The organism is Acaryochloris sp. IP29b_bin.137 (genome assembly GCF_028285745.1).
In the GTDB taxonomy this organism is placed as follows: domain Bacteria; phylum Cyanobacteriota; class Cyanobacteriia; order Thermosynechococcales; family Thermosynechococcaceae; genus Acaryochloris.
In genome coordinates this window covers 1-11,303 of record NZ_JANQOP010000370.1, presented here as the reverse complement: position 1 = coordinate 11,303, position 11,303 = coordinate 1, and the positions used below count along the sequence as shown (strand labels likewise).

The window sequence follows — 11,303 nt, the reverse complement described above, 5'->3', positions numbered from 1 at the left end:
TAGCGTCTGAATCCATGCAGTCAATAACAAGGGCAAACAAAAATGGTTAGGGCATTGAGTATTCCGACTGAGGTTGATGAAGTGATTTAAAGGCCTATTTATCTCCATAAGTTGGAGCCATCATAGGCTGTTTATAACTATTTGCAAATAAACCGCGAATTGCAGCGGTAATCGCTGATAAAACCACCCAACAAACCCCATAAAGTCGATTATCATTACGTTCTAAACGATACAAGAAAGCAACTGTATCAGCATATTTTTGGCCCAATATTGCTAAGCTTCGATACCGAAGATTGTTTTTTTCTCCACTAGTTTATATTTATTCGTCCAAAGTGTTTGGATGAAGTTGCCTCTGTTACCTCAGATTGACCTATGTTTGAATAAAAGGTCCCCAAATCGCAAAGGTTATTCCTGGCGTTTGAATATTAACAAATAACGTCAGGGGATTCGTAGCAAAACAAGCTCCTGCAAACTCTTTATCATTCAAGGCATTACGAGCAAAGGGATAGAGTTGTCCCTGTTGATTAATACCGCGAATAAATTGTTCACCTCGCCCATCCTCACACAAAAATAGATCGCCAAAAGGTGCCATGGTTAAGTTATCGGGATAATCCAATATCCCTGGGTTATTGGGTTCAACAAATAAGGTCAAAGTTCCGCCTTCAGTAGCATCTTGGCCTGGCGTATATCGCCAAATTTGGCCGAGATGGGCAGCCCCCCCACTGGTACAACAGAACAGAACCTCGTCGTTCCCCAGACAAATGCCTTCGCCGCGACTAAATAGGGCAGCCCCATTGGCATACCCTTCTGCCCGAACCGTATCGGTCGCCGGATCAGGATTCTGAATTCGCACCCACTCGACAGGGAACGAAGTGCCCACGGCAATATCCTGTTTGGTATTCAGTTGAGGCTGTCCTTTGATTTTCAGGGCTTCGAGTACTCCCCCGGCCTGGAGGTTTTGCGGTTGATGGGGCAGAAAACGATAGAATAGCCCATCCTCGCGATCTTCCGTTTGGTAAATGATCTGGCTATTGGGGTCGACGGCAACCGCTTCATGGTTAAAGCGGCCCATTGCCAATAGGGGTTGGGGGTGAACTGGGCCAGGGGCTTGAATCGGCACTTCAAAGTTATACCCATGCCGTTTACTCACCGCTGGGTCAATATCTGGTGTGGACGTATTCTCTTCGCAACTAATCCAAGATCCCCAGGGGGTGGGGCCTCCGGCACAATTGCGGTAGGTCCCCGTGAGGGAGGCATAGTGCCGAATTAACTGGCGCTGGGAATTTATCACCAGTGTAGTCGTGCCGCCACTACACTGTGGATCATACGCATTGCCCCCTTGTACCGATGGGGTCTGATTTGGACTTAACTCATGATTGCGAACCAGGATCGTAGTCTTGTTGGGGCCGGGAAAAGCCGCCATCCCATCATGTTTGGCGGGTACCGGAAAACCATCGCTCATTCGCTCTCCCGTATGGGAAAACGCTCGATATTGAAACCCCCGGGGTAAATCTAGGAGTCCATAGGGGTCACGAATCAGTGGACCATAGCCTTCTGCTTGAATCGACAATCCGTTGGCTGCTCGAGCGAATAAGCGCGATAGGGGAGCACCCATGACGGTTGCTGTTAAGCTCCCCCCTGTAATGGCGAGAAAATGGCGTCGTGAAAGATTCAAAACGGTCTCCTATTGGATGAATGGCGATTCCTCGGCTGAAAGATAGTCCCGATTACCGTGACAAATCTACCGCGAACAGTATCGGCAGTAATTTTAGGGCTCAGCGCTTCAGGTTAACCCAGCCCCAAAGAATTCAGTGCCAAATCGTCCCTTCATATCCTAAAGTGAGATTGCCAATGCTTGTTTACGATGCATCACGGCTGATCGTTGGATGCTTTTACTATCGTGTTTGATTCAGCATTTGCCAACCGTTTTTCTTCTGAAATATGGCGGACACCACTACTTTTGAACAATCGGTTTTCATCGACGCCCCAATTGCCATCGTTGATCAAACCATTACGGATCAAGAGCTGATGCATCGCTGGCTCAACCCGCTCTTAAAGTGTGAGCCCGTAGGGGAATGGAGTTCGCAACTGGGGAGCCAGACTCGCTTTATGATCCGCATCCCACTGCTCAACCCGACCTTACACAGTCAGGTCATTGAACGACAGGAAGGACTTGTAGTTTGGGCCTTTGACGGTTTTTTCCAAGGATGCGATCGCTGGCAGTGCCAACCAGAAATTAGTGGGACTCGGCTGATCAACCGCTTTGAATTTCGGATGGATAATCCAATGGTTGCCTTTGGTTTTCAGGCCTTTGCCTCGAAACTGACTCGACGGGATATGCAAAGCCAGTTACAGCGGCTTAAACACGTGGCAGAGCAATATTATGCTCAGTCTGAGTTACTGTAATCTCCTGATCGGTGAGGAACATTCTCCCTTAACCTTTTGTCTTCAAAATTGCAAGGACAACGTGCAACTTACCGAATACGAGGACAATCCCATGAATATTCATCGACCATCTTCTCAAGCTGGGTTAGCAGCGCTCTTAGCGTTGGGGATTTGTAGTGCTGGGGTTGCCCCCCTGATGCAGGCGCTGCCTGTGTACGCCCAAAGCTTTCCACGGTCAAGCCGAGTGGCCCTCAGATCCGGCACGGTGATTCCAGCCGCCTACCAGGGGGCCGAGCGGATTATTCTTAAGCCTGATGAAACCCTGCCTGTCACATTGACGGTGGTTGAAAATGTTCGTAACGCCAGAGGGACCGTCTTAATTCCCAAAGGTAGCCGCATTGCTGGTCAACTTGAACCAACTGGCGATGGTACGCAATTTATCGCCAATACCCTGATTTTGACAAACCGTGAACGGCAGGATATTGATGCGACCTCAGATGTGATTACCCGCAAGGAAGAAATTCGCAAGGGAAATAATGACCGCATTTGGCAGGGAGCGCTTGTGGGGGGGGCTGCAGCTGCAGTCTTATCTGAAATCTTTGGTGATATTGGTGTCCTAGAGGTCCTAGGTGGTGCTGGCGCTGGTGCTTTAGGGGGTTGGCTGCTCGGTCGACGCGAGAAAGTTGAAGTGGTCGTGATTGATGCGAAACAAGATCTTGATTTGACCTTGGATTCAAGCTTAGCACTGCGCTAGTCGCTTACGGTTCTTGAGCAGTATGACCCGAATGAACGGCGCAAACATCCAGGATGCGCAAGTCATTGTTGTTGATCTGTTTGATGGCGTAGTACTGATTTAAGTTGACGCTATGCTCGTAGGTCTGCTGCTCGTAACTTTCTACCACCGATACGGTCAACGCCCCGCCCTGGAGATTGCCTGCAAAACAATCAAAAGACGAAGACGGCATAAAAAAGGCTCCAATGACCTGATTGCGCTTTATTTTGAAGATTAAGTATTCGGTTTGAAATTTTCCCGGTTTCCGTGCTTGCCCAAACAGATGCACGCCGTCTTTGAGGGGAGATTGGGGCAATGAAACGGCGATAGCATTGGCCTCTTGCTCTACCCCTATGACGTTGGGTTGGGCCTGAGCACAGAGGGCTGTAACAGCCCATGCATTCGCCAAGGCCAGACCCCCAAGAAGATAATACGGTAGCCTCTTATACCGTTTACCTACTTGCGATGAGGATATAGAGATATCAAACCAAAACTTGTTCATGAGGCTTAATCGGGAAACACACGGGATTCAGTTAAAAACTGAACTAAAAAATAAAGGAAATTAACTAAAATTCTTTTATTACTCTCATTGTCCTCCTGTGAGTCTCATTTTTGGTATGGTTCTTTACAATTGATGAGATCTCGATATAAAGCTTTTCAGAGCGATGCTGTACAAGGCTTTTCCTTTGTTCGCGGGGAAAATATTCTCAGTTATTTACTGATTGTTTTAATATTTTCGGCGAACAAATAATTTATTTTTATGCGTCTGCCTATCGATAGACTGGCCGCAATGGGTCTGTTCACCAAGATGGCGGGGCACGCTAGAAGTGGGTTGACCGATCTTTTTCTTCTTGCCTGTATAAAATCACGATATAGGTCTTGAACGGTAGAATAGGGAAGATAAAAACCAAATTTTGCATCTCTTTAAGATCTATGGGTATGATTTGCCCTCAATATAAGCTTTTAGGGCTAGGCCATGGCCCACATGCTGTACTCTTGCTGACCATCAGTTTGGGGGGGCTCGTCGCAAGTGGTTGTGATCGACCAGCGACGGTTCAGTCCCTTTCACCGTCAAAGATTCAACCCGTCCAGTCTCCAGCTCCCGTCATTCCGGCGCCAGAGTTGACTACTCTTGCACCTGCACCCACTACTCCTAGGACAGACTCTACACGTCCTACTCCCCAGCCATCTGCTCCGGTAGATGCTGCCACCCCTCTCCCTGCGTCTGCCAAACCCTCTTCATATCAAGCCAATCCGGTGGCTGCTTTGGCTTTACCGCCAAAACCAGCTCAAGCAGCCCCCCGCGTTCCGATTCGGGTTGCGATCGCCCAACAATCCCCCTACTTAGTCATTGGATCCTCCACCCCCGCTACCGTCGTTGACCAACAAGGCCAAGCGGTCAAAAAACTCGTCCCCACCTCCGCTGAGAACGTTATTGTGCAAGGCGGGCAACTTCAGATCGGTGCTCAGAGCGCCCCCAATGTGGTGTGGATTAAACCTGAATCGGCAACGGGTCTGGTCTATGTGTCAGGCCGTTGGTACCGAGGAGCCATTCAGGTCATTGCCAATCGCGGCAAACTTCTAGGCGTCAATCATCTGGATATGGAGTCCTATCTCTATAGCGTGGTCGGGGCTGAGATGCCGGCTTCTTGGCCGATTGAGGCCCTCAAGTCTCAAGCCATTGCCGCCCGCTCCTATGCCCTCGCCCATATTGCCCGTCCGGCTAACCCGTTTTTCGATCTGGGAGATACTCAGCGATGGCAAGCATATAAAGGGGTCGAAACTGAAGCCCACTCAACCTTAGCGGCAGTGGAAGCAACCGCTGGAATTGTGCTATCTCACGAGGGTGCCGTGGTGGAATCCCTCTATGCAGCATCGGATCAAATTGTGCGTGAAGTCCATAAAGGCTTCGGCATGAGCCAGAATGGGGCAAACCAGCTAGCCCAGCAGCAATACAGTTACCAGCAGATCTTAGCTCATTTCTACCCAGGCACCCGCTTGGCATGGCTCCAGTTTTCTTCCTAAAACATTGATTTGAGCCAGCCATTCTCATGTTAAGGAAACGCTTTTCACACAAGACATCTGAGTCTTGATAGGTCATCTGTCATCACCACTCAACTGGGTCAGAATTGATGCCAAGAGATTGAGCACCGCCGGGCCTTGGAAAAGAAAAGATTTGAATAAGGAGAATATTGTCGCCAAGGAGTGTACGCAGAGGAGCAATTTTTCAATCATGTGCTCGATGGGAAAGAGGGCTAGCATCGCTAGAATTGTGGGCTCATTGCCTCGATCGTGAACCTTTCGTTTGGCTCTATCTTGGAAACAGATGCCCTGCTGAGCCCCCTATCGATTGCCAAAAGCATGACTTTAATACAAATTGCGACAACGGATGACCAGATTCGAGCCTGTTACCCGGTGATGGTGCAGTTGAGAACGCACCTCGACTCCCAAGCATTTGTTATCCGAATTCACAGACAGATGCAGTTTGGGTATCAGTTGGCATACTTATCAAGTTCTGATCGCATTTGTTCCGTTGCCGGGTTTCGCATCAGCGAAAGCCTATCTTGGGGGCGATTTCTATACGTTGATGATTTGATTACAGATGCCCAAGCAAGGTCACAAAATTATGGGCACCAACTGTTAGACTGGCTCGTCCAGTATGCTCTGCACCACAATTGTGTCCAGTTGCATTTGGATTCCGGCTTGCAGCGCCTGGATGCCCATCGGTTTTATCAGCGAGAGAGGCTACAAATCAGCGGCTATCATTTTGCCCTTGAACTTTAAAGGAGACTGACATGCCCACATTGATTAACCAGCCCACGATCATCACCGCTGCGGGGAATAAACCCAAACGGATTGAAGAATTTTTCGGACGGATGAATTCCAACCATGACCATATCAGTGTTGCTCGTATGGTGTCTCCCCCGGGCTGGCAAGAACCAGGACAACAGCCCGAATTCCAGGAGATGACCCTTGTCTTGCACGGGCAACTCCACGTTGAATATGAGGGGGGTGTATTGGCGGTGAATGCAGGTCAAGCCATTGTTACAGAGCCCGGGGAATGGATCCGATACAGTACTCCGAATGGTGCAGAATATATCGCTGTATGCTTGCCAGCCTTTTCCCTAGAAACCGTTCATCGAGACACTGATGAGACCTCAGCACCATAAGGCCACCGCACTACCATTCTGAGATCAGTGTTTACAAGCGCTATTCAATCCTGACAAACCCAGCTTGCTCAATCAGTTGCTGACCCTGCTCGCTGAGCATCATGTCGGTATAGGCTTCGCCGATCAGCTGTTCTCGATCCTTATTTTCCTTGACGATGACATAGAGGGGACGAGTGAGCGGGTAGCTACCATCCCGGAATGCGGCCAAATTAGGTTGATTGCGGGTAGACGGACAATTTTGAGTGGATGCGCCTTGCTGTGGCGGGATCAGCTTATCTGAGCTTAGCCCCAAGGGGATGGGTTTACCAATACATTGATAGAGCACTTCCGCTGCTGAGGCGTAATAAATGCCGCCATTGGTTCGATTTAATTGGCGCAGGGCATCGGTTGTGGAGTAGATAGGGACAACGGTAGAACTAAAGGGCTCATTTTGCAGCACATACTCTTGAAAATAATCCGCAGTCCCGGAATCTCCCGGTTGGCGAGAAAAGGGGGTAATCGTTCGATCGGGTCCCCCTAGCTGATTCCAGTTACTGATATTACCCAAATAAATTTGTCGAAGTTGGGGAACGGTTAACCCTGGTACGTTGAGGGAGGGGTGAACCACCACTGCAATACCATCCAAGCCGATGGCATGTTGGGTAATTTTGAACCCTCTTGTGGTAGCGATCGCATATTCTTCATCATTGAGGGGACGGGTCGATTGGGTAAAGTCAATTTTGCCGTCTAGAAGCATTTTGATGCCCTGACCGGAACCCGGCGTGCCACTGACCGTTTCTACGTAACGGAGCTGAAGGTTAGGGTAGACATCTGCGATCGCATCTTCCACATTCGGTCGAATTAAGGCCCAAGTGGCGCTGCCTCCATAGTTGTAAAGCCCCTCTGGAACGTCAGGTACCTCAGCAAAATTCGGGGTTAATGCCAATGTCGCTGCCCCCTGACTGGGGCTGAGCTGGAGCTGACGGGGGGATCGCAACCATCCCCAAAAGCCCGCAATGAGGAGTAATAGCGCAACTAGGGAGGCCTTTAGATAGAACTTGCTTAGTTTTGTGTTTCTGGGGGCAGCGGGCTGAGCAGTGGGCTGGGACGGTTCTGGATCCGGCAAGCGCTGCACCGAATAGGCTCGCTCTGGCAGGATGATCGTCGACGTTTGGGGATTTTCCTCAAAATCGACAGGACAGCTTTGTCTCGCTGTGGCAAAAGCCATTTGCGTTGGCGTTGGCAGTTGGTAGGCTGGAACGGCACCGTGACGGTAAAACGCCATCAGATCATCAATCAGATCTTTTTCGACCAGCGGGTGATATTTCAAAAGCTCGAGGATACGCTTCACCCGGCTAATGGCTGCGGGCAAAATATTGTCTTGCTGAAATCCAGGGAAAAAATCTTCAGCCCCTTGCTCCAGCGCTAGGCGCCGTTCAGTCGCCAGGACTTTTTTGCGCAACCCAGCGGTCAAAATCAACTTGAGGTCAGGGTAGTTCTCGTGATACCACCGACAGATGTCAAATGCATTCAGATGTTGTGCCCCTAGATCCACTAGCAACAAGCCAATATTGGCCCGTTCAATGGCATCTCGCTGGCCTGCAAGTCGCGAAAAGGTGATTTCAGTAGGCTCTTCGATGACTTCAATCTGCTGAGATTGTAGGGCTGTTGTCCAGACTTGAGCCTGAAATTTAAGAGGCTGTAGGAGCAGTACAGATTTGCTGGCGCTATACATTAACGTAAGCAGTGCGGGCTGCTGTTGAGTAAAGACGATACGCTCAAACTGTGGGCAAGCTTGATGTTGAGTTTTGGGGAGACCGTAAAGCCCAAGTCTAGCCACTGTGTTATTTTATGGCAAATTTTATACGACTTAAAGAATAAAATGACGCCCTTCAAGATTTCTGTATCTGGATCAACACCGCTACACTAAAAGCGCAGTGCTCCAACAAAACGATCGTTTGATTTTAATGACCTGTGGGGACAGGTAGACAAATCTTGCCCCCCAGACCACTTCTATGATAGGAACACAGCAAACACCCATCTCGATTTTGATTACACCTAATCATTTTGATTACCTTGTTTTTGATTACCTTGTTATAGAAGAGCGATCTCATGAAGAGATCGCAAACCCCACCCAGGTGAGGAAGGTCCGATGAAACCCAAAACTCTCAGTCAATCTGTTTGGTATAGCGTTGTTCTCTCTACTGTGTTATTGAGTCCTGCACTGGCCCAGACTTCTTCATCGCCTGCCGCCCCTGCCACGGACCCACAAGAGATTGAGCGGCTGCTGCAAGAACTGCGCAAGGAGCGTGAGGGGCAAAAAGAGACCCAAGCCGAGGCTGCCCAAGCGGTGAATCAAACCACAACGTTATTTAATTGGTTTTTGGTGGTTTTGGGGTTGATTCTGGCAACTGCGATCGCAAGCCTCATCCTTCTCCGGCGAGCGGTGGTCCATGAAGTCGCAGAGGTCGTGCAAAAACATCTCCGAGAAATGCGCGATCTCAAGGGACATCTGGCGGATGCAGCAGATGCGGTGGAAGTGATTCTGCAAAAAGCAGAAGACCTCGATGCCGATCTCCATCAAGAATCGGAGCAGTTTCATCAAGACTTGACCAGTAAGCGCCAGCGGCTATCAGACATGCTGGCAGAGTTTTCTACCAAACAGCAGCAGATCCTCAACAAAATCGAAGGGTCTTTGACGGATACGGAAGCTGCGATCGCAACCTTTGAAGCCGACTCCACCGCCAAATTTGCTGCCTTAGATACAGAATTGAGAACCGAACAAGAAACGATTCTGGCTCACCTACAACGACTGCGCGAAGAGATTGAGCCCCAGCTTTTCACCGTTGAGTCGGATGCCCAAAACCAGAAGACAGCGTTTCTAGAGCGGCTGCAGCAGTCTGAGACAACCTTCAAAGCCCAACTGTCCCAATTGCTGAGCAAGAGCGAACAGGAACAAGATAAGATCCTGACTCGCGTCGAAAAAATGAGCAATGATTTTGGGCCACAAATGGCAGCGCTTCAAGCCGTTGCCCAGACCGAGAAAGAAACGTTAATCGGTTACCTCGCTACCTCTAAAGCAGAATATGTTACCCAGTTGTCTGATCTGCAGCAGGAAGCACGCAAGCAATGGGAACTCATTCTGCAAAATCTCAAGCAACTAGAAAGTGACTTCACCCCCCAGCTTGAAGAGGTTGAAACCCAACTTCAAGTCAAGGCCAACGAGAAAAAAGAGTCTTTCCTAATTCGTCTTAAACAGGTCGGTACCGAAATTACGCGTCAATTGACTGAGGCACAAGAGACCTTCCAAACCCAGGCCAGCAAAACCCTGCAAAGGCTACAGCTCCAAGAGTCTGAATTTACAACTCAACTATTTAATTACCGAACACAGCTAGACACGGAGAAGACCAATGCCCTGGCCGATGTTCAAGCCCTGACCGACAATGCCTCCACCCTACTCGCAGACTTAAAAACGGAGATACAAACCACCCAAACGCAAGCCGTTCAGGATCTTCAAGCCCTAACCACCCAGGTTTCTAATCAACTGGCCGACTTGAAAACAAATTTGCAAGGCTCTCAAGCACAAACGGAACAGTCTCTTCAAACCTTAGAAGCAAAAACAGAACAAGATCTAACTACCATTACCGCCGATGCTCAAGCCCGCAAAGACCAGATTCTTCAGCAACTCGCGGCAATCTCTCCTGCTCAACTAGCTGGTGATGCCGTAGCTGAAATCAACGCACAGTTACAGACAGCCCTTGGACCTTTGGAACGCCTACAGGCCAACCATCCCGATCTCTTCTTGGATATCACAGATTATATCCAGCAAGGCGATGAGTTACTGGCAGATGGAGGCTGTAGAGAGGCGCTTGCTAAATATGATCAAGCGTTGGAATTAAGGACAGATGATCCTCAGCTATGGTGTAAGCGCACCGATGCTCAGATTGGTCTGTTAAAGCTGGAAGATGCGGTAGGTTCCTTGGATAAAGCGATTGAGCTGACCCCAGCAGATCCTGATCTATGGTTACGGCGAGGCCGATTACTCAAGGAATTGCAACGCTATGAAGGAGCGCTAGGGGCATTCAAAGAAGCAGCACAATTGTCACCAGAGCAGACTGAAACCTGGATGGACTGTGGAGCACTGCTAGAACGACTTCAACGGTGGGATGAAGCCATTGCTGCCTATGACCGTGTGATTGCGATTGACCCCAACCATCGCAATGCCTGGATGAATCGGGGCTTTGTAATGGGAACGCTCCAACGTCATGAAGATGCCTTTGCCTCCTTTGATCATGTGGTTCAATATAAAGCCGAAGATGCAGCAGCCTGGCTGAATCGAGGCTTAGCGCTACAGGCTTTGGACCGCCATGAAGACGCCTTTGAATCCTTTGAACATACGGTTCAACATAAGCCGGAAGCCTTCAAAGCTTGGAGCTATCGAGGGTATGCATTGATCAAACTAGAACGCGATCGCGACGCTCTCATCAGCCTCAACAAAGCTCTAGAAATCAATGCAGATTATCCTAATGCTTACTATGGCAAAGCCGTCTGCTACGTCCTCCAAGGTGAAACTGCCTTAAGCCTAGAAAACCTAGAACGGGCCATTCAGCTCAACCCCAGCTTCCGGGAACAAGCCCGCAGTGACACCCACTTCGTTGACTTCCGTGAAGATGAATGGTTTCGCGAACTCGTCAATCGCTAAGCCCCTCTCCGTTCGAGCAGAGAAGGGCTTTGGTTCTTAAACGACTGTTTCGACTGTTTCAGACTAGAGAGTGACGGGCTCTTGCTCTGCAGGCTGGACATGGGATTCAGGATGCACCTTCGCTAGCATCTGTCGAAGCCCCTCGCCTTCAATCACCTCTGACTCCAGCAATTGCTGAGAAATCATCTCCAGTAGCTCCTTATTCTCCTGGAGAATACTCAGAGCTTCCTGATGAGCCGACTCCACAATACCCTTGACCTCCTTATCAATCGCCTGAGCCGTTTCATCACTTACC

Annotated in this window: 10 protein-coding genes and 1 pseudogene; 6 read left to right on the top strand and 5 right to left on the bottom strand. The window is 49.4% G+C overall.

Going from position 1 to position 11,303, the window contains the following annotated elements; translation table 11 throughout:
- Positions 1-94: 94 nt before the first annotated feature.
- Both Q0991_RS24820 and Q0991_RS24815 read right to left on the bottom strand, forming a co-directional pair.
- Complete coding sequence (locus Q0991_RS24820) at positions 95-268, bottom strand: hypothetical protein (RefSeq protein ID WP_299493736.1); 174 nt, start codon at positions 266-268, stop codon at positions 95-97.
- Between the two features lie 102 nt (positions 269-370).
- Positions 371-1,675 carry an alkaline phosphatase PhoX gene (locus Q0991_RS24815; protein WP_299493734.1) on the bottom strand — a complete coding sequence of 435 codons (1,305 nt, stop codon included), beginning with the start codon at positions 1,673-1,675 and terminating at the stop codon, positions 371-373.
- Positions 1,676-1,941: 266 nt separating this feature from the next.
- On the opposite strand from Q0991_RS24815, the gene Q0991_RS24810 reads away from it, so the two are divergent.
- Positions 1,942-2,406, top strand: coding sequence for an SRPBCC family protein (locus tag Q0991_RS24810; RefSeq protein ID WP_299493732.1), 465 nt, complete (start codon positions 1,942-1,944; stop codon positions 2,404-2,406).
- A gap of 91 nt (positions 2,407-2,497) precedes the next feature.
- Positions 2,498-3,139, top strand: coding sequence for a hypothetical protein (locus Q0991_RS24805; RefSeq protein WP_299493730.1), 642 nt, complete (start codon positions 2,498-2,500; stop codon positions 3,137-3,139).
- Between the two features lie 4 nt (positions 3,140-3,143).
- Here the strand turns inward: Q0991_RS24805 and Q0991_RS24800 are convergent, their stop codons facing one another.
- Complete coding sequence (locus Q0991_RS24800; protein ID WP_299493728.1) at positions 3,144-3,566, bottom strand: hypothetical protein; 423 nt, start codon at positions 3,564-3,566, stop codon at positions 3,144-3,146.
- Positions 3,567-4,096: 530 nt separating this feature from the next.
- On the opposite strand from Q0991_RS24800, the gene Q0991_RS24795 reads away from it, so the two are divergent.
- The 3 genes from Q0991_RS24795 to Q0991_RS24785 all read left to right on the top strand — a co-directional run bounded on the left by Q0991_RS24795 (position 4,097) and on the right by Q0991_RS24785 (position 6,327).
- Entirely contained in the window at positions 4,097-5,182 is a 1,086-nt protein-coding gene (locus Q0991_RS24795; RefSeq protein WP_299493726.1) for a SpoIID/LytB domain-containing protein, read from the top strand.
- 336 nt (positions 5,183-5,518) lie between these two features.
- Positions 5,519-5,941 carry a GNAT family N-acetyltransferase gene (locus Q0991_RS24790; protein WP_299493724.1) on the top strand — a complete coding sequence of 141 codons (423 nt, stop codon included), beginning with the start codon at positions 5,519-5,521 and terminating at the stop codon, positions 5,939-5,941.
- An 11-nt stretch (positions 5,942-5,952) separates the two neighbouring features.
- Positions 5,953-6,327, top strand: a complete 375-nt coding sequence (locus tag Q0991_RS24785) for a cupin (RefSeq protein WP_299493722.1) — start codon at positions 5,953-5,955, stop codon at positions 6,325-6,327.
- Between the two features lie 40 nt (positions 6,328-6,367).
- Here the strand turns inward: Q0991_RS24785 and Q0991_RS24780 are convergent, their stop codons facing one another.
- Positions 6,368-8,146 (bottom strand): PstS family phosphate ABC transporter substrate-binding protein, encoded by a 1,779-nt coding sequence (locus tag Q0991_RS24780; RefSeq protein ID WP_299493720.1) that lies wholly within the window; start codon positions 8,144-8,146, stop codon positions 6,368-6,370.
- Positions 8,147-8,458: 312 nt separating this feature from the next.
- Here Q0991_RS24780 and Q0991_RS24775 point away from each other — a divergent pair, with 312 nt between their 5' ends.
- Positions 8,459-11,008 (top strand): tetratricopeptide repeat protein, encoded by a 2,550-nt coding sequence (locus Q0991_RS24775; protein ID WP_299493718.1) that lies wholly within the window; start codon positions 8,459-8,461, stop codon positions 11,006-11,008.
- Between the two features lie 63 nt (positions 11,009-11,071).
- Here the strand turns inward: Q0991_RS24775 and Q0991_RS24770 are convergent.
- A pseudogene (locus Q0991_RS24770) lies at positions 11,072-11,303 on the bottom strand (cell division protein FtsH); the annotation flags it as partial.